Annotated in this window: 26 protein-coding genes and 1 tRNA gene; 13 read left to right on the top strand and 14 right to left on the bottom strand. The window is 62.0% G+C overall.

Annotated features, from left to right (window positions below; all coding sequences use genetic code 11):
* The first annotated feature begins 92 nt into the window (after positions 1-92).
* Together acuI and HMPREF9697_RS07490 are read left to right on the top strand one after the other, a co-directional pair.
* Entirely contained in the window at positions 93-1,079 is a 987-nt protein-coding gene (gene acuI / locus HMPREF9697_RS07495; protein WP_002716577.1) for an acrylyl-CoA reductase (NADPH), read from the top strand.
* A 122-nt stretch (positions 1,080-1,201) separates the two neighbouring features.
* Positions 1,202-1,726, top strand: a complete 525-nt coding sequence (locus tag HMPREF9697_RS07490) for a hypothetical protein (RefSeq protein WP_002716576.1) — start codon at positions 1,202-1,204, stop codon at positions 1,724-1,726.
* Positions 1,727-1,796: 70 nt separating this feature from the next.
* Here HMPREF9697_RS07490 and HMPREF9697_RS07485 read toward each other — a convergent pair whose 3' ends face one another.
* From HMPREF9697_RS07485 to ygfZ, 6 genes are all read right to left on the bottom strand, one after another.
* Positions 1,797-3,134 carry a DUF3422 family protein gene (locus HMPREF9697_RS07485; RefSeq protein WP_081602523.1) on the bottom strand — a complete coding sequence of 446 codons (1,338 nt, stop codon included), beginning with the start codon at positions 3,132-3,134 and terminating at the stop codon, positions 1,797-1,799.
* Positions 3,135-3,259: 125 nt separating this feature from the next.
* Complete coding sequence (locus HMPREF9697_RS07480) at positions 3,260-4,240, bottom strand: NUDIX hydrolase (protein ID WP_002716574.1); 981 nt, start codon at positions 4,238-4,240, stop codon at positions 3,260-3,262.
* 4 nt (positions 4,241-4,244) lie between these two features.
* On the bottom strand, positions 4,245-4,751 hold the full coding sequence (locus HMPREF9697_RS07475) for a tyrosine phosphatase family protein (protein WP_002716573.1): 507 nt from the start codon (positions 4,749-4,751) through the stop codon (positions 4,245-4,247).
* Between the two features lie 70 nt (positions 4,752-4,821).
* Positions 4,822-5,436, bottom strand: coding sequence for a YfbR-like 5'-deoxynucleotidase (locus HMPREF9697_RS07470; RefSeq protein ID WP_002716572.1), 615 nt, complete (start codon positions 5,434-5,436; stop codon positions 4,822-4,824).
* The gene (locus HMPREF9697_RS07465) at positions 5,433-6,050 is read right to left on the bottom strand and encodes a DNA-3-methyladenine glycosylase I (RefSeq protein ID WP_002716571.1); all 618 of its coding nucleotides are present in this window, start codon (positions 6,048-6,050) and stop codon (positions 5,433-5,435) included. Before HMPREF9697_RS07465 ends, HMPREF9697_RS07470 begins: the two co-directional genes overlap by 4 nt.
* The gene (gene ygfZ, locus HMPREF9697_RS07460; RefSeq protein ID WP_002716570.1) at positions 6,047-6,922 is read right to left on the bottom strand and encodes a CAF17-like 4Fe-4S cluster assembly/insertion protein YgfZ; all 876 of its coding nucleotides are present in this window, start codon (positions 6,920-6,922) and stop codon (positions 6,047-6,049) included. Before ygfZ ends, HMPREF9697_RS07465 begins: the two co-directional genes overlap by 4 nt.
* A gap of 177 nt (positions 6,923-7,099) precedes the next feature.
* Here ygfZ and HMPREF9697_RS07455 point away from each other — a divergent pair, with 177 nt between their 5' ends.
* Positions 7,100-8,434 carry a dihydroorotase gene (locus HMPREF9697_RS07455; RefSeq protein WP_002716569.1) on the top strand — a complete coding sequence of 445 codons (1,335 nt, stop codon included), beginning with the start codon at positions 7,100-7,102 and terminating at the stop codon, positions 8,432-8,434.
* A gap of 36 nt (positions 8,435-8,470) precedes the next feature.
* Here the strand turns inward: HMPREF9697_RS07455 and HMPREF9697_RS07450 are convergent, their stop codons facing one another.
* The 4 genes from HMPREF9697_RS07450 to HMPREF9697_RS07435 form a co-directional block, all read right to left on the bottom strand.
* On the bottom strand, positions 8,471-8,734 hold the full coding sequence (locus tag HMPREF9697_RS07450) for a hypothetical protein (RefSeq protein WP_002716568.1): 264 nt from the start codon (positions 8,732-8,734) through the stop codon (positions 8,471-8,473).
* A 130-nt stretch (positions 8,735-8,864) separates the two neighbouring features.
* A complete protein-coding gene (locus HMPREF9697_RS07445) occupies positions 8,865-9,242 on the bottom strand; it encodes a TIGR02301 family protein (protein ID WP_002716567.1) in 378 nt (125 codons plus the stop codon).
* A 55-nt stretch (positions 9,243-9,297) separates the two neighbouring features.
* Entirely contained in the window at positions 9,298-9,720 is a 423-nt protein-coding gene (locus tag HMPREF9697_RS07440) for an NUDIX hydrolase (protein WP_002716566.1), read from the bottom strand.
* Between the two features lie 4 nt (positions 9,721-9,724).
* Positions 9,725-10,222, bottom strand: a complete 498-nt coding sequence (locus HMPREF9697_RS07435) for a hypothetical protein (RefSeq protein ID WP_002716565.1) — start codon at positions 10,220-10,222, stop codon at positions 9,725-9,727.
* 82 nt (positions 10,223-10,304) lie between these two features.
* Between HMPREF9697_RS07435 and HMPREF9697_RS07430 the strand changes: the two genes are divergently transcribed.
* The gene (locus HMPREF9697_RS07430; protein WP_002716564.1) at positions 10,305-11,054 is read left to right on the top strand and encodes an SOS response-associated peptidase; all 750 of its coding nucleotides are present in this window, start codon (positions 10,305-10,307) and stop codon (positions 11,052-11,054) included.
* Positions 11,055-11,070: 16 nt separating this feature from the next.
* Here the strand turns inward: HMPREF9697_RS07430 and HMPREF9697_RS07425 are convergent, their stop codons facing one another.
* On the bottom strand, positions 11,071-12,483 hold the full coding sequence (locus HMPREF9697_RS07425) for an FAD-binding oxidoreductase (RefSeq protein ID WP_040308169.1): 1,413 nt from the start codon (positions 12,481-12,483) through the stop codon (positions 11,071-11,073).
* Positions 12,483-13,463 carry an L-threonylcarbamoyladenylate synthase gene (locus tag HMPREF9697_RS07420; protein WP_002716562.1) on the bottom strand — a complete coding sequence of 327 codons (981 nt, stop codon included), beginning with the start codon at positions 13,461-13,463 and terminating at the stop codon, positions 12,483-12,485. The genes HMPREF9697_RS07425 and HMPREF9697_RS07420 overlap by 1 nt, the downstream gene beginning before the upstream one ends.
* A gap of 95 nt (positions 13,464-13,558) precedes the next feature.
* Between HMPREF9697_RS07420 and HMPREF9697_RS07415 the strand changes: the two genes are divergently transcribed.
* The 6 genes from HMPREF9697_RS07415 (at position 13,559) to HMPREF9697_RS07390 (ending at position 18,894) form a co-directional block, all read left to right on the top strand.
* Positions 13,559-13,635 (top strand) — tRNA-Pro (locus tag HMPREF9697_RS07415).
* 547 nt (positions 13,636-14,182) lie between these two features.
* Positions 14,183-15,448 (top strand): ABC transporter substrate-binding protein, encoded by a 1,266-nt coding sequence (locus tag HMPREF9697_RS07410; protein WP_002716561.1) that lies wholly within the window; start codon positions 14,183-14,185, stop codon positions 15,446-15,448.
* A gap of 143 nt (positions 15,449-15,591) precedes the next feature.
* Complete coding sequence (locus HMPREF9697_RS07405; RefSeq protein WP_002716560.1) at positions 15,592-16,458, top strand: branched-chain amino acid ABC transporter permease; 867 nt, start codon at positions 15,592-15,594, stop codon at positions 16,456-16,458.
* A complete protein-coding gene (locus HMPREF9697_RS07400; RefSeq protein WP_002716559.1) occupies positions 16,458-17,414 on the top strand; it encodes a branched-chain amino acid ABC transporter permease in 957 nt (318 codons plus the stop codon). The genes HMPREF9697_RS07405 and HMPREF9697_RS07400 overlap by 1 nt, the downstream gene beginning before the upstream one ends.
* The gene (locus tag HMPREF9697_RS07395; RefSeq protein WP_002716558.1) at positions 17,411-18,163 is read left to right on the top strand and encodes an ABC transporter ATP-binding protein; all 753 of its coding nucleotides are present in this window, start codon (positions 17,411-17,413) and stop codon (positions 18,161-18,163) included. Before HMPREF9697_RS07400 ends, HMPREF9697_RS07395 begins: the two co-directional genes overlap by 4 nt.
* The gene (locus HMPREF9697_RS07390) at positions 18,160-18,894 is read left to right on the top strand and encodes an ABC transporter ATP-binding protein (RefSeq protein WP_002716557.1); all 735 of its coding nucleotides are present in this window, start codon (positions 18,160-18,162) and stop codon (positions 18,892-18,894) included. The genes HMPREF9697_RS07395 and HMPREF9697_RS07390 overlap by 4 nt, the downstream gene beginning before the upstream one ends.
* A gap of 33 nt (positions 18,895-18,927) precedes the next feature.
* Here HMPREF9697_RS07390 and HMPREF9697_RS07385 read toward each other — a convergent pair whose 3' ends face one another.
* A complete protein-coding gene (locus HMPREF9697_RS07385; RefSeq protein ID WP_002716556.1) occupies positions 18,928-19,386 on the bottom strand; it encodes a DUF2147 domain-containing protein in 459 nt (152 codons plus the stop codon).
* Between the two features lie 258 nt (positions 19,387-19,644).
* On the opposite strand from HMPREF9697_RS07385, the gene ribB reads away from it, so the two are divergent.
* The 3 genes from ribB to HMPREF9697_RS07370 all read left to right on the top strand — a co-directional run bounded on the left by ribB (position 19,645) and on the right by HMPREF9697_RS07370 (position 22,961).
* On the top strand, positions 19,645-20,724 hold the full coding sequence (ribB, locus tag HMPREF9697_RS07380) for a 3,4-dihydroxy-2-butanone-4-phosphate synthase (protein ID WP_002716555.1): 1,080 nt from the start codon (positions 19,645-19,647) through the stop codon (positions 20,722-20,724).
* An 83-nt stretch (positions 20,725-20,807) separates the two neighbouring features.
* The gene (locus HMPREF9697_RS07375) at positions 20,808-22,013 is read left to right on the top strand and encodes an acyl-CoA dehydrogenase (protein ID WP_002716554.1); all 1,206 of its coding nucleotides are present in this window, start codon (positions 20,808-20,810) and stop codon (positions 22,011-22,013) included.
* A 21-nt stretch (positions 22,014-22,034) separates the two neighbouring features.
* A complete protein-coding gene (locus HMPREF9697_RS07370) occupies positions 22,035-22,961 on the top strand; it encodes an MBL fold metallo-hydrolase (RefSeq protein WP_002716553.1) in 927 nt (308 codons plus the stop codon).
* Here HMPREF9697_RS07370 and HMPREF9697_RS07365 read toward each other — a convergent pair.
* Positions 22,934-23,788, bottom strand: a complete 855-nt coding sequence (locus HMPREF9697_RS07365) for a DUF1499 domain-containing protein (RefSeq protein ID WP_002716552.1) — start codon at positions 23,786-23,788, stop codon at positions 22,934-22,936. The two genes, HMPREF9697_RS07370 and HMPREF9697_RS07365, sit on opposite strands and share 28 nt — an antisense overlap.
* Between the last annotated feature and the right edge of the window lie 6 nt (positions 23,789-23,794).

Genomic DNA, 23,794 nt, shown 5'->3' with positions numbered 1-23,794 from the left:
GGGAATAGGAGAGCTTCTGCATAACACCATCGTCGATTTGACGCCCCGTTCCTCGCTACTACTGTTCGCCTGCACGAATGAGGGAGCAAATTGTGGGAACGTTCAAAGCCGTCCGCATCGACAAAGCCGACAAAGGCACCGTCGCGTCGCTGACGCAGTTCGACGAAAGCGAGTGGATGGAGGGCGACGTCGTCGTGGCCGTCGAATGGTCCACCCTCAATTACAAGGACGGCCTCGCACTCACCGGCAAAGGCCCGGTGGTGCGGCGCTTCCCGATGATCGCCGGAATCGACTTTGCCGGCACCGTGATCTCCTCTGAGCACGCGAAGTGGAAGGCGGGCGACAAGGTGATCGGCACGGGCTGGGGCATGGGCGAAACCCATCTCGGTGCCTATGCGGAGAAGACCCGCGTCAAGGGCGACTGGCTGGTGCGGCTGCCCGAAGGCATGAGCGCGCGTGAGGCGATGGCGATCGGCACTGCGGGTTTCACCGCCATGCTGTCGGTGCTCGCGCTGGAGAAGCACGGCATCACGCCGAAGGACGGCGCGGCGATCGTGACCGGCGCGGTAGGCGGTGTCGGTTCGGTCGCGGTCAGCCTGCTGGCGAAGGCCGGCTTCCATGTGATCGCCTCGACCGGCCGCGCCAGCGAAAGTGCCTATCTCAAGGATCTCGGCGCGGCGGAGATCATCGGCCGCGACGAACTGTCGGGTCCAGCCAAGCCGCTCGCCAAGGAGCGCTGGGCGGCAGGTGTCGACAGTGTCGGCTCGACCACGCTGGCCAACGTTCTGTCGATGACCAAGGCTCATGGTGCTATCGCCGCCTGCGGACTTGCCGCCGGCATGGATCTGCCGGCGACGGTCGCACCCTTCATTTTGCGTGGAGTGTGCCTTTTGGGCATCGACTCCGTGATGTGCCCGCTGCCCTTGCGGGAAACTGCCTGGGCCCGGCTGGCCAAGGACCTGGACAAGGGAAAACTCGCTGAAATAACACGGGAAATCTCGCTCGACGAGGTGATCGCCGCCGGTTCCGACATTCTCGCCGGCAAGGTTCGCGGTCGCGTGGTGGTGAAAATAGCCTGAGGATGTTCAGGCTTTGCAAACCATAGTGCTCCATTGTTGCCATGGTTGATATGGTAATCAGGGACTTAAGATCGGCATTTGTCGCGGTCTCATCCCGAATGTCACGAGTTGGAGTGGTTCGCATGTTCGCGCGATTGGCTTTTGGTGTTGCACTTGCCGGGTGTGCAGTCGCGCCCGCTTTCGCCGAGCAGATGGATGCTGGTCAGGCGCGCAAGTTCGTCGCCAACAAATTGTTCTCCTTCACCTGCTTCGACGGCACCAAAGGCGCCGGACGCATTTACGAGGATGGCTCTGCGGCCGGATCGGTGCAGTTCAGCGGCACGGGTCCGCTGCGCCATATGCGGTTGCCGAGCAACACGCTTCAGGTTCGCAACGGATCGGTCTGCGCTTCGGTGAAGGGCCTGCCATTCGAGCCGTGCTTCAATTTGAACAAATACGATGAGGTCAGCTTCCGCGGCTCCGTGTCTGGCCTCGGCTTCGCCTATTGCGATTTCCACCGCCAGGGCAATGTCCGCACCTTCCTGACGCGGATGATCCGCAAGCCGCGCTCGCTGCACGCGCCGCACAGAACCGAAGCGCGTGCGGAAGCCGCGCGCGCCGAGGTGCATTCCGAGCCTGTTGCGGAACTGCGCAAGAGCACCGACTAAGTATTATCTAATTTCGACGCGTTTCTTCACGCGAGGCGGTATCCACTTCGCTTGAAGACGCTATGGACTCTCACTGATCGTGCGAGATGTGGTGCTTGCGAATGCGCCGCACGGTCGTCCAGATCGCCAGTGCCGCGACCGGAATGAACGCCGCGATCATGTACGCTGGCTCGATGTGGATGTAGCCGGTCTCGTGGGCTGCCTTGGCGACGTAGCCGAACAGGCTCACCACATAATAGGTGATCGCAGCAACAGACAGGCCTTCGACCGTGGTCTGCAGCCTGAGCTGCATGCGCGTGCGCTCGTTCATCGATTTCAGCAGTTCCTGGTTCTGCTTTTCCAGTTCGACATTGACGCGGGTGCGCAGCAGGTCGGCGGCGCGTGACAGCTTGAGCGACAACTCGCTCTGCCGCGCCTCGGTCGTGGTGCAGGTGCGGATCGCGGGCGCCATGCGCCGGGCGAGAAACGAACTCCAGGTCGGCAAACCGCCCATCTTGCGCTCGCCGATGGTCTCGAGGCGCTGATGGATGATCTCGTCATAGGCGCGTGTCGCACCGAAGCGGAATACGCTGGCGGCGGCACCGGCCTCCAGATCGGCGGCGAGTGCTGCGAGTTCGTCGAGGAGCTGGCGGTTGCTGCCGAGGTCGTTGGCCTCGCGCATCTTCTGCGTGACGTCCGCGAGTTTCTGTTCGATCTTGCTGATCGATGGCGACAGCCGCTGCGCTTCCGGCAGGCCCAGTAGTGCAAAAGCCCTGTAGGTCTCGATCTCGAGCACGCGCTGCACGATAGCGCCGGCACGCTCGCTGCTGAGGCCGTTGTCGGTAATGAGAATGCGGACAAAACCCGAGGGATCGAGCCGGAAGTCGCTCGCGTAGGAGGCGCTGCCATCGGTGTTCTCGGCGCTTGCGAGGCTTGCGCGATCGAAAATCTGTTCGACCGGAATGTGGTCCGGATTTTTTGGCAGGATATGCAGGTCGATTGCGACCAGCAGCGGGCCGGGCTGCGAAATGGCGCGAGTCTGCGGCTCCAGCACCGCGACGCTCGGCGTAAACGGCGGGTCGGTGAGCGCGGATGGCATCTCCCAGGTGTAGGTGGTGAATTCGGAGTGCTGCTCCCAGCGCAGCGCGGTCGCGCCAAGCGAAACGCGGTAATGCTTCTCCGACGGCAGCGGGCCGGGAAGGCCACGCGCGATGCAAAAGGCGAGCAGGTTTTGCCGGTCGATTTGTGCGGCGGTCTCGTTGGTGTGAAAGCCGAAATGAAGGACGCGTCGTGGCACCGGCAGCGCGGTGAAGGGGCGGGCATGCAGTTCGTTGAGAATGGCCGCGCGTAACCGGTGCGGCACCAGGGGAGCCAGCGTTGCCGGCTCGTTAGGCCGCTCGGCGGTCTTTGCTTTATCAGTCAACGGCATCTACCTCGTCGCCATGGGTTTGCAGCCGCATGGCTGATCGGAAAATCATTATCACGGCAATATCTGAAGCCGATAAATTTTCGAGCGCCTGGGGCGCGGTGTAAAGCCCTTTAAGCAGGCTTGGTTTATCTGCGCGTACGCACCCGCAGGCCCGGAGCAGGGCGCTCCTGCAAAACTTCGCGGCGAAACCGGAAAAGAGCCGCAGGGCGGCCGCCCGTTCGCGTCGACATCTCGCCGGTGGGTTCTGTCAGTGCTCCCGCTTCGACAAGGCGACGGAAGTTCTGCTTGTGCAGATGGCGGCCGGAGATTGCCTCCACCGTGTGCTGCAATTCCGTCAGCGTAAATTCAGGCGGCAGCAATTCGAACACCACGGGGCGGTATTTCAGCTTGGAACGCAGCCGTGCGATGGCGGTCGCGAGAATGCGGCGATGGTCGAAGCGCATAGCGACGCCGAGCGGAGGCAGTGATTTGCGTGCCAGTGCCGCCGAGCGGCCATCGCGCATGGCCTCTTCGACGAGGCCTGCTTCATAAAGAAGCTCGTAGCGGTCGAGGACATGTTCCTCGTCCCAATGGGTGCCTTCGGCGCCAAAGTAAAGCCGCACGCGGTCCGCACGCCCAAGTGCGCGGTTGGCGTTGGGTGCCTCCGATGCCGCCGCCCATGCCTGCAACGCGGGCAGGATTTCGCGATCGATCATCGTGGGTTTGGCGATGCGCCAGTCCTCCCACGGGAAATAGCGGTACCACGGCTCGAATGTCGCGCCCGGCACCTGTGGCGTGGAATCGCCGTCCGCCGAACGCGTCAGCGCAAGATAGCCGATGGACGCGACATGGACGCCGGTGTGATCGGTGGTGTGCCGGCCGCGGTCGCCGAAGGTATAGAGCTGCTCGACATAGCCGAGTTGCAGGCCGGTCTGTTCGGCAACCCAGGCCCGCAGGCCGATCTCGAAGGTGCGATGGCTGACCGCGTCAAACGGACCGAACGGCAGGCCCGCGAGTTCATCCTGTCCGGTGCCAGGCGCCGTGAGGATCAGAGGCTCATTGTCGTTGATCGATACGATAGCGGCGGTGAGGCCGATCTCGATGGGGGTCAGCGACTTCTCTGCCATCGCCTCACTCAAGATTAATCTGGAATGGGCGGCCTTGGAGCACGGCGGCGCCAGGGCCAATGCGCTCGACGGCGCGAATCATGCGGCCCTCGCGTCCGAGCGCGCGATCGGCGAGCTGGACGATCAGCCTGTTTGGGCTGGCGCTCGGAGAGGCGGCGCGAATGGCGTTCGCGATATCGTTTTCGTCGCGCTCGGGATTGAGGGCGCAGACAGCCATGAATGCGGTGGCGGTCGATCGGCTGATCCCGGCGAAGCAATGGACGACAAGTGGTGCGCGGCGATCCCAGCGCCGCACGAAATCGAGCGTGGTGTTGATATGCGCGGCGGCGGGAGGCGTGAAGCCGTCGGCGGCCTCAGTGATGTCGTCCATCGACACGCGCAAATGGTTGGCGTCGAGCACGGAGACAGGCGTCACCGCTCTCTCGACCTTGCCTAGCACGGTGATGATATGGCTCGCACCAACGGCGGCGACGGTCGGATGAAGTTCAGCGAGCGAGCAGACGTGGATCATTATGGCCTCTGGACTGTGCCCTCTATACGTCAGGGCGCAGCGCTGCGAAAGCGCACAAAAACCGGAACAATTATGCCATCAGCGACTGGCAGCGCGCGAGAAACTGCCTTTCCGCCTTGGTGGCGGACCACGGCGTGAGATAATTCTCGATGGTCGCGGGGGTGAGCTTGGGATCGCGGCCAAACAGGCGCTTTGCCTCGGCCTGGCTGAAACCCGCAAGCGAGGTCGCCTCGAGATAGGCTGCACCCATGTCAGCGGTCTTGATGAGAGCCTCGATGTCCGCGGGCAGGACAGCGGGCAGGCCGAAATGCAGATGGATCGCCGCGAGCAGCCGCTTCTCTACCGCCTTGTAAGAGCCGCCGATCACCGCCTTGAACGGCGAGATCATGTCGCCGATCACGTATTCGGGCGCGTCGTGCAGCATCGCCGCAAGCCGCACGCGGCGGTCGATGCGCGGTGAACGTGTGCGCAGTACTTCCTCGACCAGCAGCGTGTGCTGTGCAACCGAGAAGATATGCGCGCCATGAGTTTGCCCGTTCCAGCGCGCGACGCGGGCGAGGCCATGCGCGACGTCGGTGACCTCAACATCCAGCGGCGAGGGATCGAGCAGATCGAGCCGCCGTCCCGACAGCATGCGTTGCCACGCGCGGGCGGCGGGTTTTGCGGGGGGATGTTTCGCGGTCATTTGGTCTTGCGCGCGCGTTTGGGCTTGCCGCAGGTTGCGTGGCAATGGCACGTGACCATGTGATCGTTGACCATGCCGGTAGCCTGCATGAAGGCATAGACAATGGTGGGACCCACGAACTTGAAGCCGCGCTTCACGAGTTCCTTTGACATCGCAATCGATTCCGGAGTCGATGTCGGCACCTGACCTCTGCTGCGGAAACGGTTCACCTTCGGCTCGCCGTCGACGAAGCTCCACAGCAGCTTGGAGAAGCCGGGGCCTTCGTCCATGATGACGAGGTATGCCTGCGCGCTTTTCACCGCGCCTTCGATTTTCGCGCGATTGCGTACGATGCCCGCGTCGTTCATCAGCGCGGCGATTTTCTTCGCGTCGTAACGTGCGATTTTTTTGGGATCGAAATTGTCGAAGGCTCTGCGGAAATTGTCGCGCTTGCGCAGAATGGTGATCCACGACAGTCCGGCCTGGAAGCCATCAAGGAGCAGTTTCTCGAACAGCGCGCGGTCGTCATATTCCGGCACGCCCCATTCCTCGTCGTGATAGGCGACATAGAGAGGATCTTCGCCCGGCCACGCGCAGCGTGAAACCTTGGCTGCCTTCGTTTGTGCGGCGTTCATGCGGAGGCCTTCTTCGGCGGCTGGATGTCCTGCGGCACGACGAAGGAGAGCGGATGACCGGCCGCAAGAACGGGCGTGCCTGCCTCCACCGCATCGGCGACACGATCGATGCGCAACAGCGCGAGACCGCGTTCGCCCGCGGATGAACCAAGCGTACCCAGCGTTTTGTCGCCCGCCGTCACCGGCGTTCCCGCCGCAACAGACCCGTCGAGTCCGACGCGGACGATCCGGGTGCGCGCGGTGCCGCGATGTTGCATGCGGGAGACGACTTCCTGGCCGATATAGCAGCCCTTGTCGAAATCGACGCCATGCAGCCGGTCCATGTTGGCATCGTGCGGGAAGGCGTCGCTATAGGCGAAGTCGATGCCTCCACGCGGCGCGCCGCATCTGATGCGATGCGCTTCGTACTCGCTTTCGTCGACCATCTCCGCGCCGATCGCGGTGGCGGCTTTGTCCGCCAACTCCGCGGGCACCAGCACGCGCCAGCCGAGCGCCTCGTTACGCGGATCGGGAAAGGCGAGGTCAGGCGTCATCTGCGGCTGTCCGTCCCAGACCGCGAGCACACCGAAAGCATCCGACAGGTTCTCGATCGCGACCTTGGCGCGCAGCTTGTAGATGCCAAGGCGCGCGGCGAGCGGTTGCGCCAGCGATTTCGGGCAATCGAGCAGAAAGCCGCCGCCGTGACCCGCTGGTACTTCGGTGACCAGAAAATCGGCGATGATCTTGCCTTGCGGCGTCAGCAGCGCGCCGAAACGCCCGAGACCCGGCTGGATCAGGTCAACATTGGTGGTGACAAGGCCGTTGAGAAAGTGGCGGGCATCTTCGCCGCTGACTTTGACTACGCCCCGATCGGTGAGAAATGCGGATTTCATGGGATACTTGATCGGCGAGTTCTTGATCGAGAGGCTTTGACCGGCAGAAGTTTTGCGAAGAATCGCGCATCGCCGATATCGCTGCGAAACGTAAGGCTGTAAGGTGCGCGCAACAAGCCCCGTGCCGGTCCGCGCGGGGTAAATTGTGGCGTCTCAGCATTTGCGGCAATCAGGATAATGGCTCAAACCTTCGATCTCCTTCTCAAATCCGGAACCGTGGTCAATCAGGACGGGGAGGGCGTGCGCAATATCGGTGTGACGGCAGGCAGGATAGCCGCGCTGGATGTGCCGGATAATGCCAGCGCAGGCGAGGTGATCGACTGCAAGGGCCTGCACATCCTGCCCGGCGTGATCGACACGCAGGTGCATTTTCGCGAACCTGGCCTGACCCACAAGGAAGATTTGGAGACCGGTTCACGCAGCGCGGTGATGGGCGGTGTGACGGCGGTGTTTGAGATGCCGAACACCAGTCCGCTGACGATCACGGAGGAAACCTTCACCGCCAAGGTCAGGGCTGGCCATCACCGCATGCATTGCGATTTTGCCTTCTTCATCGGTGGTACCCGCGAGAATTATCGCGATTTGCCGGAGCTGGAGCGCGCACCGGGCTGTTCGGGCGTCAAGGTGTTCATCGGCTCGTCGACCGGCAGCCTGTTGGTTGAGGACGATGACGGTCTGCGCAAAATCCTCGGCGTGATCCGCCGCCGCGCCGCATTCCATGCCGAGGACGAATATCGCCTCAACGAGCGGAAGAATTTGCGGATCGAAGGCGACCCTCGCTCGCATCCGGTGTGGCGCGATGTAGAGGCCGCATTGATCGCGACGCAACGACTCGTCGGCATCGCGCGCGAATACGGCAAGCGGATCCACGTCCTGCATATCTCCACCAAAGAGGAGATCGACTATCTGCGCGACCACAAGGATGTCGCGACCTGCGAGGCGACGCCGCATCATCTCACGTTGGCTGGGCCCGAATGTTATGAGCGGCTCGGTACCCGTGCGCAGATGAATCCGCCGGTGCGCGATGCGAGCCATCGCGACGGAATCTGGCGCGGCATTTCGCAGGGTATCATCGACGTGCTCGGCTCCGATCACGCACCGCATACGCTGGATGAAAAATCGAAGACCTATCCGGCGTCGCCGTCCGGCATGACCGGTGTGCAGACACTGGTGCCGATCATGCTCGACCATGTGAACGCAGGGCGGCTGTCGCTCGCGCGGTTTGTCGATTTGTCGAGCGCGGGGCCTGCGCGCATCTACAACATCGCCTGTAAGGGCCGCATCGCCGCCGGTTATGACGCGGATTTCACCGTGGTCGACATGAAGCGCAGCGAGACCATCACCAACGAGTGGACGGCCTCACGCGCGGGCTGGACGCCTTACGATGGCATGAAGGTGAAAGGCTGGCCGGTCGGCACGTTCGTGCGCGGACAGCGGGTGATGTGGCAGGGTGAGCTAGCGACGCCGTCGCAGGGCGAGCCGGTGCGCTTCATGGAAACACTGAAGCCGTAAGAGGAGGCGAGGTGAAAGCCTCGCCGGAACAGTTCGTTACTGCTTGAACGTCACCAGCGAAAACTCGCCGCTGCGTACGCGCGCTGGCAGGCCCTCGACGAATTTCGCGACCGCGTCTTCGCCATAGGTATTCACCAGTTCGGCGAAGGCCGCGAACAGGCTCGCCTGCGCGAGGCAGTCGCCGTCGATGCCATCATGGAGCGCCTCGGCCCATGCCTCGTTCAGGTAGGTTAGCGCGGCCTGCTTCTGCTCCCGGTCGGGGAGAGGAGCGCGGGAAGGGGCAAGAGGCGAATGCGACATGAAAGAAGACAATCCGGAATCGGGCGCACAAGCGCCGTGGCAATGTTCCCGAGCTTTAACATGCAGAGCGGGCCATCCCAGCGAGTTCTTGCGAAAAGGTTAATTTAAAGGGGAGGGCTGTCGATAACTTTTAGTTCGCGTAGCGCGAGGTCAGGTTCCGGGAAATGTCGGCGCCTTCGGTGAGATACCGGCGGATCACCAGATGGGCGGCCGGGGTGCAGGTCCGGTAGGTCTGCCGGAAACCGTTATAGCCGCGGTTGAAACTCGCGATCATCCGGGTGCGACGGTCGCCGGAGGGCGTTTCGGCCTCGATCAGGGCCTGCATCTCGGTCCGCCATTTCTGGCCGTCGTTGGTTCCGCAGATGCCGCGCAGGTAGTGCAGCGCACCGAGGATTTCGGCCAGCCGCTGCAGGTCGGCGTCGAATGGCGCGGCTGCGTCCTCTGCGCGGGCAGCCGCCGGCAGCAGGATCGAACAGGTCAGGAGCACGGCAAGGAAACGGCGCAGCATGGCGGCTGGTCTTAGCCTTCCGGATATGGCGGGGGCAAGGCGGTGCAACACCGATTCAGATGCCTACGACCCGGCGTGCGGTGGCGATCACCTCATGCAGGCCGTCGGTGACCATCAGGTCGGTGGTCTCGTTCGGGTCGAACCAGCAAGCTTCCTCAAGCTCGTCGTTGAGCGTGACCTCGCCGGATACCCAACGCGCCGCGAACGGCAGGATGATGAAATGCCCATGTCCAGATTGTTTGTGCAGCATTTCGCGAACCCCGGCCGATCCGGCGATCTCGATGGTCAGTCCGGTTTCCTCGAGGATTTCGCGCTTGAGCGCCTCGGCGATGGTTTCTTCGAACTCGATGCGGCCGCCGGGGAACGTCCAGAGCGATCCCTTCGGATTGTTGGCCCGGCGCGTCAGGAGGATCTTGCCGTCGCGGAAAATGCCTGCGCTGACCGCAACCTGCGGTCTTGCGGCGATGGAGTCGGTCACGTCTTCAGGCTTCCATGATGCTGTCGATGTCGGTTCCGTCCGGCACACCGTGGATCAAAGCGCCGGCCATCGCAAGCAGAGGCTGGATCCAGCCGATGGCCTCGGTGGCGAGCTTGATGCGGGTTGCGTCCTGTTTTGTACGGCGCATGCCTTCGCTTACGGCGACCAGAATATCCCGCATCGAGCCAATCACCCGGTCGAATTCGGTTTTCAGGGCGAGGTCGGCCTGCTCATAGGCTTGGATTGCGAGTTCCTTCGCCTTGAGGTTTGAGGCCTCGAAATGCTGGCGATAGGTGAGCGGCCGCCAACTCAGGAAATCCTCGGTGCATTCGGGCATGTCCGGGATCATTTCCAGAAGCATGATCGCTTCGTTGAAATGGTTGAGGTAGTCGGTGGCGAGGCCCGTACGCGGATTGATGTTGTTGTCCTTCAACAACTGACGCCGTGCCGCCTGGGCGGCATCGGGTGGGTTCGTCGAGGTTGTCGTTCGGGATAACGTCATCGGAGGCTTTGAAGGATCGTAGCAGACCGACTAACACTACCGGGCGGCAATTAATGATCGGTATCCTGTTAAAGGGGGAGGCATGTGCGGGCGATTTACGCTGACGTCGGCTCCGGCGATCCTGCGGCATGCATTCAATTATACCGAACAGCCGAATTTCCCGCCCCGATACAATATCGCGCCGACCCAACCCATCGGTGTGGTTTTTGGAGAGCAGAGCGGGCGGCATTTCCAGCTGATGCGCTGGGGCTTCATCCCGGCATGGGTGAAAGACCCAAAGACGTTCTCTCTCGTCATCAACGCCCGCTCCGAGACCGTGCTGGAGAAGCCAGCCTTCCGCAACGCCATCAGGCGGCGGCGCTGCCTCGTGCCCGCCGACGGTTACTACGAGTGGCAGAATGCGAATGGCCGCAAGCAGCCTTTCTTCATTCATCCGCGTGACGACGCGCCGATGGGATTTGCCGCGCTCGCTGAAACCTGGGTTGGTCCAAATGGAGAAGAACAGGACACCGTAGCGATCGTGACAACCGCCGCCCGACAGGAGATGGCGCATCTGCATGCACGTGTGCCGGTGGTGATTGCACCGCGCGACTATGACTGTTGGCTTGAGGGAGAGGTCGCCACACAACAGGCGATCGCATTGCTACAGCCGCCTCCGACAGGGAGTCTTGCGTGGCATCCGGTCTCGAGCGAGGTCAATCGCGTTGCGAACGATCATGCAGGATTGCTGTTGCCAGTTGATCCGTCGGAGGCTGCAGAGCCGGAGAAGGTGGAAACCTCGCCGCGACGCGCTGCGCGTGCGGTGGATGAGAGGCAAGGTTCGCTGTTCTAGTCAGACGAGCCTGCCGTCAGACCACTTTACCCGGATTGAGGATGTTGAGTGGATCGAGCGTGCGCTTGAGCGTGCGCATCAGGTCGAGCGCAACCGGATCCTTCACGCGCGGCAGCTCATCGCGTTTGAGAAGGCCGATGCCATGCTCGGCGGAAATCGAGCCGCCGTGCTTGCGCACGATCGCATGGACGACATCGTTCACTTCGTGCCAGCGCGCAACGAAAGCATTCTTGTCGGCATCCAGCGGCTGGCTGACATTGTAGTGGATGTTGCCGTCGCCGAGATGGCCGAATGCCACAACCCGTGCGCCGGGAATGAGTTTCGTCACCGCCGCGTCGGCTTCGGCGATGAATTGCGGGACCGCCGCCACCGGCACCGAGACGTCGTGCTTGATCGAGCCGCCCTCGGGCTTCTGCGCTGGCGAGATCACTTCGCGCAGCGTCCAGAACGCCTGGCGCTGGTCGAGATTGGCGGCAATCACGGCGTCGTCGACAAGGCCCGCTTCCATCGCCGCTTCCAGGGTGTTCTCGATCAGCGCGCGCGCGTCGTCGCGCGGCGAGGAGATTTCCATCAGCACATACCACGGATGCGAGTCCGACAGCGGTGCGCGCAATCCGGGGCCGTGTTTGAGCGCGAACTGGACAGCGATATCGGCGATCAGCTCAAAACTCGTCAGCGTAGGGCCTGCGGAAGATTGCGACAGCTCCAGAAGCTTCAGCGCTGCTTCGGGCGAGGCGAGGCCGACGAATGCCGTTTCCACCGTGCGCGGCTTCGGCATCAGTTTCAGCACCGCGGCGGTGATGATGCCGAGCGTGCCTTCCGCGCCGATGAAAAGATTGCGCAGGTCGTAGCCGGTGTTGTCCTTCTTCAGTTTCGACAGGCCGTTCAGGATGCGGCCGTCGGCGAGCACGACTTCAAGCCCGAGTACGAGATCGCGCGCCACGCCGTAAGACAACGCGGCGATGCCGCCCGCATTGGTGGAAAGATTGCCACCGATGGTGCAGCTTCCCTCCGAGCCGAGCCACAGCGGGAAGATGCGGTCGGCTTTCTCCGCCGCGACATGCGCGTTGGCGAGAATGACGCCGGATTCGCAGATCATGGTGTTGGAGGACGGATCGACCTCGCGAACTTTGTCGAGGCGGCGCAGCGAGAGCAGGATTTCGCCGTGGTGAGGAATCTGTCCGCCGACGAGGCCGGTGTTGCCGCCCTGCGGTACCAATGGTGTTCGGGTTTCGCTGGCGAGCTTGCAGATCGCGGCGACTTCGTCCGTCGTACCCGGACGCAGGATCACCGGCGAGCGGCCCTGATAGAGGCCGCGCTCCTCGATGAGGTAGGGCGTCTTCTCGTCGCCGTCCGCGATGGCATGCCTGTCGCCGACGATGGCGGAAAAGCGCGCCAGCAGATCTGGGGAGAGAGAAGAGGCTGTCATCATGCTGGCCTGTCGGCTGCGGCGCGGCGCAGGCGATCGTTGATCGCCTCACCAAGGCCATGTGCAGGAATGGGCATCACCGCGATCGTCTGCGCGCCGGTTTCATCCAGTGCGCGAAGATGACCGAACAGATTGGCTGCCGCCTCGATCAGGTCACCGCGTGGCGAGAGGTTGAGCATGCGCTCGGGTCGCGCGCCTGGCAGCGGTGCGCCGAAGGCGAGCAGCGCTTCGTTGGTATCGAGCGTTGTTGCGGCGAGCCGGACGGCGGCTTTGGGCGCATAATGCGATTCCAGCATGCCAGGTGCGAGCGGGCTGTCATGTCCCGGCGCGGTTTCGATTCGGCCGAGCGTCACGCCGAGCACGGCTTCGATATCCGCGCGCGGCGCGCCGCCGGGCCGCAGCAGGGTGGGTGCGCCGATGCAGCCGACGATGGTGGATTCGAGGCCTACGCTGACCGGCCCGCCGTCGACGATCATGTCGATTCGGCCGTCGAGGTCGTGACGCACATGCGCGGCCGTGGTCGGCGAGACATGGCCCGAGCGGTTGGCGGATGGGGCGACGATGGGGGCACCGAGTGCCTGCAGGATGGCCTGGGCGACCGGGTGGGCCGGGATCCGTACCGCGACGGTATCGAGGCCCGCCGTGGCAAGGCTTGCGACCGGGCATCCGTGTGCCTTGGGCAGCACCAGTGTCAACGGTCCCGGCCAGAAAGCCCGGGCGAGTTTGAGGGCGATTTCGTTGAAGATGGCGACGTGCTTGGCGGCTTCCAGCGTCGGAACATGGGCAATGAGCGGGTTGAAGGAGGGCCGTCCCTTGGCCTCGTAGAGCCGTGCGATCGCCTCGCCGTTGGTCCCGTCAGCGCCGAGGCCGTAGACGGTCTCGGTCGGGAAGGCGACGAGCCCGCCAGCGGCGAGGCATTCGGCCGCCGGGCGTGCCGCGGCGGCTGCGGGAAGGGTTTTTGTGGTCAAAATCAGGGCCATCGGCCCTTTTATGGGCGTTGGAAGGGGCGGCGTCAAAGTGCTTCTCAGGTGCCTTGCAGGGACCGGGAGGCACGGTTATAAGACCGGCCTCACGTCGGAGTATAGCGCAGCCCGGTAGCGCACCTGCTTCGGGAGCAGGGGGTCGCAGGTTCGAATCCTGCTACTCCGACCATTCCGCCCGTCCCCGCTTCATTCCGGTCATTTTATGAGCGCCTCGCACATGGCTGCGGGCGTGATTGCCGATTCCGGGCCGGGTAGGCCGCCATCGTCGATGGTCTTCTCCCCGAACGCTCCACCCAAGGACGGGCGTTGCCTTTAACGGCTTGGGCGCTGAAGCGTGAGCGAGATATCGCGGCACGATGATCGTCAGTCAGTATTTTGCTGGATGACGTTCGACACCGTTGATCGAGAAATATTCCTCGGCTTCTAAAAATTCTAGCAGCACAAATTTCTTTGCGAGCCTTGAATTCGTTTGCAAGGAATGACCTCGGCTGATTTTGCAGTGCGTTGTCTTTATCGCAACGCGATATGCAAAACAGAAAGGCATCCGAAAGCGTCGTCGAACTGAGACGAAAGTTTTCCATCACGTTCTCGACATGAGGCGATATCTGGATTTTAATTTTGCATTCTTTGAGCCAGCATTGGCGTCATAAAAAAATTCAAAATCAAAAAATGAGCGCGGCCTAAAGCAAAAAAGATCACATCTGGGAGGACGATTTATGAGTTCGAAGTTCGAATTGCCGAAATTGAGCCGTCGCTCTTTGTTGAAAGCAACCGCGCTGGCGGGTGTTTCGCAGGTTGCTTCCCCCTTTGTCGTTACGTCGTGGGCCGCCGACACCGTCAAAATTGGTCTCGACAATCCGCTGACCGGTACCTACGCCGCGACCGGCAAGAACGAGATGATCGGCGCGCAGCTTGCTGTCGAACAGATCAACGCCAAGGGCGGCATTCTCGGCCGCAAGGTTGAACTGCTGGTAGAGGATTCAACGAGCGGCGACGCCGGCACCGCGGTGCAGAAGGCGCGTAAGCTGATCGACCGTGACCAAGTGAATTTTCTGCTCGGCAACGTCAACTCGGCGCTGGCGCAGGCGATGGCGAACGTCGCCTATGAGAAGAAGATTCTTCATGTCGTTCCGGGTGGTCACACCGATACGATCACCGGTTCGAACTGCCACTGGAATGTTTTCCGCGTCTGCAACACCACTCGCATGCAGACCAACTCGATCTCGAAGGTGTTGTTCGAGAAGTACGGCAAGAAGTGGTACTTCATCACGCCGGATTATGCCTTCGGCCACACGCTTCAGCAGGGCTTTGAGGCCAGCTTGAAGGAATTTGGTGGAACGAAGGTGGGTGGCGATCTCGTGCCGCTGCAGACCACCGATTTCTCGTCATATCTGATCAAGGCGCAGGCAGCCAATCCTGAAGTCATCATCGTGCTGACGTCGGGCGAGGACATGGTGAACACGCTGAAGCAGGCTGTGCAGTTCGGCCTCGACAAGCGTTTCCATATTGCGGGCGCCCAGCAGGAGCTCGAAGCACTTAACGGCCTGCCGCCGGAAGCGCGAATCGGAAGCTGGGTGTTCGAGTGGTACTGGAAGCAGCCGAACGTGCCGCATGTCGCTGAGTTCGTGGCCGACATCCGCAAGAAGACCGGTGGCCACGTGCCGACCGCGCGTACGTGGTTCGGTTTCGCATCGGCCTGGACCTGCGCTCTCGCTGCCGCAAACGCCAAGTCGCTCGATACGGTGAAGATGGCCAAGGCGCTGCAGGGCTTCAAGTTACCGCCGGAAATTGCGTTGATGCCGAAAGACACGGTTTATCGTGAGGGCGACAATCAGCTCATGCCGACGCTGTATGTCGGACACGCGCAAGCGAAGGGTAAGGACGATCCCGAAGATCTCTTCGTCGTCGACATGGAAGTGGATGGCAGCAAAGCTGCTCCGTCAGTCGCTGACACCGGCTGCAAGATGACGTGGCCTGCCTGATCCGGCCTGCCTGATTGGAAGCGATCCGGGCCGTGTCCTCGCGGTTCGGATCGTCCAAGGGTGTGTCGATATCGTCCTCGCGGGTTTGCATACTGCCGCTTTGACGAGCGGAGTTGTGGACAGGCCAACGGCATTTTCCTGACATGACGCAACTTGTTCTTTTCAACATCTTCAACGGGCTTATCGTCGGCGCGTTCTACGCACTCATGGCGCTCGGCCTGTCGCTGATCCTCAATCTCTCCGGGACGATCAATTTCGCACATGGCGGATTTCTCGCGCTCGGCGGCTACATCGCCTATACGTTGATCCCCTATATCGGCTTCTGGGGTGGGCTCATCGTTGCACCTGTGCTCACCGCGGTTTTGGGGTTGATCGTCGAGCGAGTCCTGATCCGCAGGGTCTATGGACGTGATCCGCTCTACAGCCTGCTGCTGACATTCGGCCTTGCCTTCATCTTGGAGGATGGGGCGCGGTTCATCTGGGGCGCGCAGAGCCTGCCGTTTCAGGTGCCGGGCTGGCTCGTGACGCCACTCAGCCAGGATTATTTCTTTCTCACCGGCTATCGGCTGTTCATGGTGCTGATCGTTGCAATCGCGGTCGCCGGGATATTCCTGATCCTGCGCTACACGCGGCTTGGCATCCGCATCCGTGCCGGCACGCATGACCTCGAAACGGTGTCGGTTCTTGGCGTTAATGTGCGTATCCTGCGCAATCTCAATTTCGGCATCGGCGTTTATCTCGCAGGCCTAGCCGGCGTGCTTGCGGTCGGCCAGCTCGGCCTGCAGCCGACCATCGGCAGTTCGCTCATCATGCCGAGCTTCGTGGCGATCATTGTCGGCGGTCTCGGCAGTCTGCCGGGAACGCTGCTCGGCGGCTTGCTGATCGGCGTCGCATCCGGTCTCGCCACGGTTTTCTTTCCTTCTGCAACGGAAGCGATCATGTACGTGATGATGGCAGCGGTGCTGCTGGTCCGGCCACGCGGCCTTCTCGGCGAGGAGGGGCGTTTCTGATGGACACCCTCGATCGCAACAAACTGCTTGCGAACATCGTCGTCTGGGTTGCGTTGGTGGCAATGCCATACTGGCTTCCGGCCATCGGCGGCTACACCGAACTCGGTACCCGCGTCGTCATCCTCGGCCTTGCGGCCATGTCGCTGAACTTCCTGCTCGGCTACACCGGCGTTCTCTCCTTCGGTCATGCCGCATATTTCGGCCTCGGCGCTTACGGCGCGGGTCTGATGCTGCGTTATCTCTATCCGAGCACAGGCCTTGCGATCATCTTCGGCGTGCTGATCGGCGCGTTCGCGGCTGCCATCATCGGCCCGATGATCATTCGCCTGCGTGGTGTCTATTTCGCCATGGTCACCATCGCGTTTGGGCAGGTGTTCTACTTCATCGCGTTCCGTTGGCATTCGGTGACGGGCGGTGACGACGGCCTGACCGGATGGGGGCGCCTGCCGATCGACCTTGGGTTCACCACGCTCGACATTCAGGGCAATTCGCGGCTGTTCTATTTCTTCGTGCTCGCGATCTTCGCGATCGCGGTCGCGGTGATGGCATGGGTGTTGCGTTCGCCCTTCGGACATACGCTGATCGCCATCCGCGAGAACGAACGGCGAGCGCGCTTCCTCGGCATTCCGATCGACCGGCATATCTGGATGTCGTGGACGATTTCCTGCGCCTTCGTCAGTCTCGCGGGCGCGCTCTACGCGCTGCTCAACAACTTCGTCGATCCACGCGCGCTGTACTGGACCCAATCCGGTGACTTCGTGATCATGGCGGTGCTGGGCGGTATGCGGTCGTTCTGGGGGCCGTTGATTGGCGCTGCGATCTTCGTCGTGCTGCAGGATTATCTGTCGAGCCAGACCGAGAACTGGATGTCGTTCGTCGGCGTATTCTTCGTGCTGATCGTGCTGTTCTTCCCGCGCGGTGTGCTTGGCGCGCTGAAACGGAGGGCCACGTCATGAGCATCCTGCGCATCGAGGGAGTCTCGAAACGGTTCGGCAGTCTGGTGGCGGTCGACAATGTCTCGTTGAACGTGCAGCCGGGCGAGTTGCGCGCGGTGATCGGCCCCAACGGAGCCGGCAAGACGACGTTCTTCAACATGATCAGCGGCTTTCTGAGCCCGAGTGCCGGCAAGATCACGTTCAATGAAACCGATGTGACGGATATGCCGCCTGTGCAGCGCGTGTGGAGCGGCATGGCGCGCACCTTCCAGATCACGGAGATATTTCCGGAGCTGTCGGTTTACGAGAACATCCGGGTCGCCGTCGAAGTGGCGGAAGGGTATCGCCTCACATTCCGAATGCCGGCCGAGGGAGGCGAAAAGGTGGCCGCGCGGGTCGCCGATCTCATGAGAATGGGCGGGCTCACCAACAAGGCCGATCGTATCGCAGGCGAACTCTCGCATGGCGACCAGCGCGCGACCGAGATCATGATGGCGATTGCGCTCAACCCGAAGCTGCTGCTGCTCGACGAGCCAACCGCAGGCATGGGCGATCAGGAAACCTACGATGTCACTCAGTTGATCCGGAAACTGCATCGCGACGAGAAGCTCACCATCGTGCTGATCGAGCACGACATGCGTGTCGTCTTCCATCTGGCCGACCGCATCACCGTACTGGCCGAAGGCAAGATGCTGGCGGAAGGCACGCCGCCGGAGATCGCTGCCAACGAGGTTGTGCAGGCAGCCTATCTCGGAAAGGGCGCGGCATGACCAGCGTAGTGCTCGAGGCCGAAGGGCTTCACACCTATTATGGCAAGAGTCACATCCTGCGCGGCGTCAGTCTCGAGGTGAGGGAAGGCGAGATCGTGTCGCTGCTCGGCCGCAACGGTGCGGGCAAAAGCACCACCATGCGTAGCCTGATGGGCCTGACGAAGGCGCGCGAGGGAACGGTGCGGATTTTCGGCCAGACCACGACGCAGTTCAATCCCTATCGCATCGCGGCACTGGGGGTGGGGTTCGTGCCAGAGGGGCGAAAGATCTTCCCGAACCTGACGGTCGAGGAAAATCTGAAAGTGCCCGCCGAGCGGCCCGGCCCGTGGACGATCGAGCGCGTGTTCGAGTTGTTCCCGCGGCTTGCGGAACGCAAGGCCAACAAGGGCGGGCAGCTCTCGGGCGGCGAGCAGGAGATGCTGGCCATTGCGCGCGCGCTGCTGCTCAATCCGAAATTGATCCTGCTCGACGAGCCGTCGCAGGGGCTTGCGCCTTTGATCGTGCAGGAAGTCTTTCGGGTGATCCAGAGCGCGCGGGAGCAGGGCATCTCGGTGCTGCTGGTCGAGCAGAACGTGCGTGCGGCTGTCGAGATTTCAGACCGCGCTTACGTGCTCGATGATGGCCGCGTGGTGTATTCGGGAATAGCCTCGGAGTTCGCCCGCGACGAAGAACGGGTCCGGGCGCTGGCCGGTGCGAGCGCGGAGAACTGGGAACCGCAGCCCGGCACGTAATTCTGCGGGCCAAACCGCAGAAGGAGGGACGGCTTAGTTGCCGACCTTGCTCCAGGTTTCGCCGCCGCACAGTGCGCCGACGCAACCCTCCACGCGCAGCCGCGTCGGACCCTCCTGCATGACCTTGCTGGCGTAGAACTGGCCGTCTTCCGCATTGTAGATGCGGCCCGCCCAACTGGCGGGGCCGGTCGCGCGCATGTCGTTGAAGAGATTGAGCCCGATGACCGGGCGCTGGGCGAGGGCCGGGTTCGGATTTTTATTGTCGGTCGCGGGTTTGCCGGTTTCCGGGTCGGTCGGTTCGCGTAAGGCGATGACCTTGCCGCAAATACCGGCGCCGCAGGTCGTGATCCGAACCCTAGCATCGCCCTTTTCCGTGACCCAGATTCCGGTCACGGCGTTTTTATCCTGCGCCTTGCCGGGAAGCGAGGTGGCGGCGATCGTGACAATGCTTGCGAGACCGGCGAGCAGAAGTCGAGTGACGGGCAGAGTCATGAGGTTCGCGCAGATGACCGATGATTTAAAGGAATGAGCTGCGGCGAAAGCGGCCGAGCTTCTGTTCTGGATATGAGCGATCGGACGCCGATGTTCAATGCGTCAAATGGTAGGCTGTGAACAGAGTCTATGAAAAATCTACGGAATTCCAATTGTACCATTCGAACCGGATGGGTAAGGATTCGTTGATACGCAGCCGTTGCGCGAGGCGTCAGGGTGCGTCATACGATCCATCGAATCGCGCCAGAGAACCGTAAAATGCCGAATTCCATTCCCGAAGTCCTGAAGGCTTTTGCCGCGGGTGAGATCGTTGTGGTGACCGACGATGAAGATCGTGAGGGCGAGGGCGATCTGATCGTCGCCGCCAGCCTCTGCACTTCGGAAAAGATGGCGTTCATCATCCGCCACACCTCGGGCATCGTCTGTGCGCCGTTGACGGTCGAGGATGCGCGACGGCTGCGGCTCGATCCGATGGTCGCCCATAACGACTCCAATCACACCACGGCCTTTACGGTCTCCATCGACTACAAGCCTGGCATGACGACCGGCATTTCCGCCGACGAGCGGGTTGCGTGTTGCCGTGCATTGGCCAATCCGAACGCGGGCGCAGCCGACTTCGCGCGGCCGGGGCATATTTTTCCGTTGATCGCGCGCGAGGGCGGAGTGCTGCTGCGCTCCGGTCACACCGAAGCGGCCGTCGACCTGTGCAAGCTCACCGACCTGCCGCCTGTCGGCGTCATCAGCGAACTGATGAACGACGACGGCACGGTGATGAAGGGCCAGCAGGTGGCGGACTTTGCCAGGAAGCATAACCTGAAACACGTCACCATCGCGGACATGATTGCTTATCGGCAGGCGCGCGAGAAGCTGATCGAGCGGGTGTCGACCTTCACGACGGATTCTCCGATCGGTCCCCTGAAGGGTTACGCCTATCGTTCGCCGTTCGATCCCGTCTATCACGCGGCGTTCGTCTATAACGGGGTTGGCGACGGCAAGGGCGTGCTCACCCGCATTCACAAGCCGAACGTCATCAAGGATATTTTCTTTAGTTCCCGTCGCCTGGAGAAGGTGCTGGAGCGGTTCAAGGCGAATGGCAGCGGCGTTCTCGTTTATCTGCGCGACGGCGTCGTCGGCGTGCCGGTGGCACCACTGGAGCAGCAGCATCACTCCACCGAGGAGGATCGGCATCGCCAGTGGCGCGAAGTCGGCATCGGTGCGCAAATCCTGCGCGATCTCGGGGTAACGTCGATCCGTCATCTGACGTCGGCGGTCCATGCCTACAAGGGCCTGTCGGGCTACGGCATCGAAATCGTCGGCAACGAGCCGTTCGAGAGCTGACGACTATATCGTAGAGCTGCCGGTATACGGCCGGCGCAATGGCATGCTAGAATTTTCAGGACCATAGAGACGAGAGATCGATCATGAGCGCGCGTTCCCAGGCGAAGGACAAACCCGTATTCAAATGGGACGATCCGTTTCTGCTCGACGATCAATTGACCGAAGACGAGCGGATGATCCGCGATACCGCGCATGCCTACGCGCAGGAAAAACTGTTGCCGCGCGTGCGCGAGGCTTACGAAGGCGAGACGGCGGATCGCGATATCTTCCGCGAGATGGGCGAGCTTGGTTTGATTGGCATTACGCTGCCTGAGGAATATGGCTGCGCCAATGCGAGTTATGTCGCCTACGGTCTTGTCGCCCGCGAGGTTGAGCGGGTCGACTCCGGCTATCGCTCGATGAACAGCGTGCAGTCGTCGCTGGTGATGTATCCAATCTATGCCTACGGCGACGAGGCGCAGCGCAAGAAGTATCTGCCGAAGCTCGCGAGCGGCGAGTGGGTCGGCTGCTTCGGTCTCACCGAGCCTGACGCCGGGTCCGACGTCGACAGCATGAAGACGCGCGCCGAGAAAGTGTCGGACGGTTATCGGCTCACCGGCTCGAAGATGTGGATTTCCAACGCGCCGATCGCCGATGTGTTCGTGATCTGGGCGAAGTCGCAGGCGCACGACAACAAGATCCGCGGCTTTATTCTCGAAAAGGGAATGAAGGGTCTGTCGGCGCCGAAGATTTCCGGCAAGCTGTCGCTGCGCGCCTCGATCACCGGCGAAGTCGTGATGGACGGCGTGGTGGTGCCGGAAAGCGCGCTCCTGCCCAACGTCTCAGGTCTTTCCGGCCCGTTCGGTTGCCTCAATCGTGCGCGCTACGGCATTTCGTGGGGCGTGATGGGCGCGGCTGAGGATTGCTTCCAGCGCGCTCGCCAATATGTCCTCGACCGCAAGCAGTTCGGCCGGCCGCTCGCCGCCACCCAGTTGATGCAAAAGAAGCTTGCAGACATGGAAACCGAGATCACGCTCGGCCTGCAAGGCTCATTGCGGGTCGGTCGCCTGATGGATGAGGGCAAGTTCGCGCCTGAAATGATTTCGCTCATGAAGCGCAACAATTGCGGCAAGGCGCTCGACATCGCCCGCGTCGCGCGCGACATGCACGGAGGCAACGGCATTTCCAGCGAATTCCATGTCATGCGCCATGCGCAGAATCTGGAAAGCGTGAATACGTATGAGGGCACGCACGACGTACACGCGTTGATCCTGGGCCGCGCAATCACCGGCATTCAGGCCTTCATGTAAGGCGGGCAGCGGTCAACGCGCATGTCCGCCGATGACGACATTCTGTTCAATCGCAACTTTCCGCTGAAACCCGGAATTGTCGATCGCCCCGTGTCGGGTGTGCGGCGCGTGTTGTGCAATAATCCCGGTCCTTTCACCTTCACCGGCACGGTGAGCTACATCGTGGGCGAGGGGCGTGTCGCGATCATCGATCCGGGGCCAGACGATGACGCGCATGTTGCCGCACTTCTCGATGCGGTTCGCGGCGAGACCGTGACGCATATTTTTGTCACCCACACCCATCGCGACCACTCTCCCGCCGTGCCGCGGCTCAAGCAGGCGACCGGCGCCACGGTCTATGCGGAAGGGCCGCATCGCCCCGCGCGTCCGATGCATGAAGGCGAGCCGCCCCGCAAGGAATCCAACGATGTGGATTTCTGCCCCGATGTTCAATTGAAGGACGGCGAGACGGTTCAGGGTGCCGGATGGGCCTTGCAGGCCGTTGCCACGCCGGGTCACACCGCGAACCACATGGCATTCGCCTGGCGCGAACGATCGCTCATGTTCGTCGGCGATCACGTCATGGGCTGGTCCACCACTATCGTTGTTCCGCCGGACGGTGCAATGATCGATTATATGGCATCGCTTGAGAAACTCGCGGCGCGGCCGGAGCAGCTTTATCTTCCGGGGCACGGACCTGAAATTCCCGAAGGTCCGCGTTTCACCGAGTTTATGTTCCGACACCGCAGGGCGCGCGAAGCATCGATCCTGCATCGTCTTGCGAAGGGCGAAGCGGACATTCCGAGTATCGTGCGCGCGAGCTATATCGGCATCGATCCGCGGCTCGTGAATGCGGCAGGCTATTCGGTGCTGGCGCATCTGGAGGACTTGGTCGAGCGTGGCATCGTTGCGACCGACGGCGCGCCAACTATCGACAAGACTTATCGCCTCTTGGTGCCCTTGGGCTGAGGCTGCTGCTTGGCCGGCGCGAAAATCTTTTTTTCAGGCTTGGCGTTGTCGGCTGCGTCGTTGAGGTCGCTCGCGAAGGCGCTGATGCGCGCGGCGTTGCTGCCGAAATCGTGCTCGAAATAGCGTGAGGACGAGCGCATATCGACACGCGATCCATCGTCGTCGGGCGTGATGCGGATCGATACGTCCTCGCGCAGCCCCATGACGAGCGTGCGCGCCACGGCTTCGATCCGTCCGATCCGCTGCGGCGGCACGGGTGGACGGTCGTCGATAATCAGCCACTTACGGCGCGTGACGAGGTGCAACGCCATCTCGTAGGCCCGCTGCGGCGATAAATCGAGCAGGATCGGCTCGATGTTTGGGTAGGCCTTGCGCTGCTGTTCGGCGGAATAGAGCCCGGCATAGGCAGCGGGATTAGCGCCGTCGGCCGCGCGCAGGCGGGCAAGCGCATCGAAGCGGGGCGGATCGATCGGATCGGTCGAGATGTCGTAAAGGCGCGGCAGGCGTTGATACTGGATTGCGAGATAGGCCGGGTAGGCCAGGATCAGGGCGTTGATCAGCAGCGCTAACAAAACGCGCGTCATGCCGCGCGATCCGTTCTGCCAGATGGCGGCGAACGCGGCGAAGCACAGAAGAATGGAAATACCGGCGAGCGCGAGCGCCCCGAAGAAGGTAGCGAGCGCCGGACGGAAATCGAGAAAGCCGAAACGCACCACCAACACCGAAGCGAGGGTAGCGACCAGAGAGAAGATCGCCATCCGCCGCGCCCAGGAGGCGAGGGCGGAGATCGGCTCCTTCTGATAGGCGGCGGAAAAGCGGCGGGCCATTCGACG

It is taken from the genome of Afipia felis ATCC 53690 (assembly GCF_000314735.2).
GTDB lineage: Bacteria > Pseudomonadota > Alphaproteobacteria > Rhizobiales > Xanthobacteraceae > Afipia > Afipia felis.
This window is presented reverse-complemented; position numbering and strand designations above follow the sequence as displayed.

What these genes read in the sequence shown, in the direction of transcription:
- HMPREF9697_RS07490 (WP_002716576.1), top strand. Translation starts at nt 1,202, where the DNA reads ATGTTCGCGCGATTGGCTTTTGGTGTTGCACTTGCCGGGTGTGCAGTC.
- HMPREF9697_RS07485 (WP_081602523.1), bottom strand. Translation starts at nt 3,134, where the DNA reads ATGCCGTTGACTGATAAAGCAAAGACCGCCGAGCGGCCTAACGAGCCG.
- HMPREF9697_RS07480 (WP_002716574.1), bottom strand. Translation starts at nt 4,240, where the DNA reads ATGGCAGAGAAGTCGCTGACCCCCATCGAGATCGGCCTCACCGCCGCT.
- HMPREF9697_RS07475 (WP_002716573.1), bottom strand. Translation starts at nt 4,751, where the DNA reads ATGATCCACGTCTGCTCGCTCGCTGAACTTCATCCGACCGTCGCCGCC.
- HMPREF9697_RS07470 (WP_002716572.1), bottom strand. Translation starts at nt 5,436, where the DNA reads ATGACCGCGAAACATCCCCCCGCAAAACCCGCCGCCCGCGCGTGGCAA.
- HMPREF9697_RS07465 (WP_002716571.1), bottom strand. Translation starts at nt 6,050, where the DNA reads ATGAACGCCGCACAAACGAAGGCAGCCAAGGTTTCACGCTGCGCGTGG.
- ygfZ (WP_002716570.1), bottom strand. Translation starts at nt 6,922, where the DNA reads ATGAAATCCGCATTTCTCACCGATCGGGGCGTAGTCAAAGTCAGCGGC.
- HMPREF9697_RS07455 (WP_002716569.1), top strand. Translation starts at nt 7,100, where the DNA reads ATGGCTCAAACCTTCGATCTCCTTCTCAAATCCGGAACCGTGGTCAAT.
- HMPREF9697_RS07450 (WP_002716568.1), bottom strand. Translation starts at nt 8,734, where the DNA reads ATGTCGCATTCGCCTCTTGCCCCTTCCCGCGCTCCTCTCCCCGACCGG.
- HMPREF9697_RS07445 (WP_002716567.1), bottom strand. Translation starts at nt 9,242, where the DNA reads ATGCTGCGCCGTTTCCTTGCCGTGCTCCTGACCTGTTCGATCCTGCTG.
- HMPREF9697_RS07435 (WP_002716565.1), bottom strand. Translation starts at nt 10,222, where the DNA reads ATGACGTTATCCCGAACGACAACCTCGACGAACCCACCCGATGCCGCC.
- HMPREF9697_RS07430 (WP_002716564.1), top strand. Translation starts at nt 10,305, where the DNA reads ATGTGCGGGCGATTTACGCTGACGTCGGCTCCGGCGATCCTGCGGCAT.
- HMPREF9697_RS07425 (WP_040308169.1), bottom strand. Translation starts at nt 12,483, where the DNA reads ATGACAGCCTCTTCTCTCTCCCCAGATCTGCTGGCGCGCTTTTCCGCC.
- HMPREF9697_RS07420 (WP_002716562.1), bottom strand. Translation starts at nt 13,463, where the DNA reads ATGGCCCTGATTTTGACCACAAAAACCCTTCCCGCAGCCGCCGCGGCA.
- HMPREF9697_RS07410 (WP_002716561.1), top strand. Translation starts at nt 14,183, where the DNA reads ATGAGTTCGAAGTTCGAATTGCCGAAATTGAGCCGTCGCTCTTTGTTG.
- HMPREF9697_RS07405 (WP_002716560.1), top strand. Translation starts at nt 15,592, where the DNA reads ATGACGCAACTTGTTCTTTTCAACATCTTCAACGGGCTTATCGTCGGC.
- HMPREF9697_RS07400 (WP_002716559.1), top strand. Translation starts at nt 16,458, where the DNA reads ATGGACACCCTCGATCGCAACAAACTGCTTGCGAACATCGTCGTCTGG.
- HMPREF9697_RS07395 (WP_002716558.1), top strand. Translation starts at nt 17,411, where the DNA reads ATGAGCATCCTGCGCATCGAGGGAGTCTCGAAACGGTTCGGCAGTCTG.
- HMPREF9697_RS07390 (WP_002716557.1), top strand. Translation starts at nt 18,160, where the DNA reads ATGACCAGCGTAGTGCTCGAGGCCGAAGGGCTTCACACCTATTATGGC.
- HMPREF9697_RS07385 (WP_002716556.1), bottom strand. Translation starts at nt 19,386, where the DNA reads ATGACTCTGCCCGTCACTCGACTTCTGCTCGCCGGTCTCGCAAGCATT.
- ribB (WP_002716555.1), top strand. Translation starts at nt 19,645, where the DNA reads ATGCCGAATTCCATTCCCGAAGTCCTGAAGGCTTTTGCCGCGGGTGAG.
- HMPREF9697_RS07375 (WP_002716554.1), top strand. Translation starts at nt 20,808, where the DNA reads ATGAGCGCGCGTTCCCAGGCGAAGGACAAACCCGTATTCAAATGGGAC.
- HMPREF9697_RS07370 (WP_002716553.1), top strand. Translation starts at nt 22,035, where the DNA reads ATGTCCGCCGATGACGACATTCTGTTCAATCGCAACTTTCCGCTGAAA.
- HMPREF9697_RS07365 (WP_002716552.1), bottom strand. Translation starts at nt 23,788, where the DNA reads ATGGCCCGCCGCTTTTCCGCCGCCTATCAGAAGGAGCCGATCTCCGCC.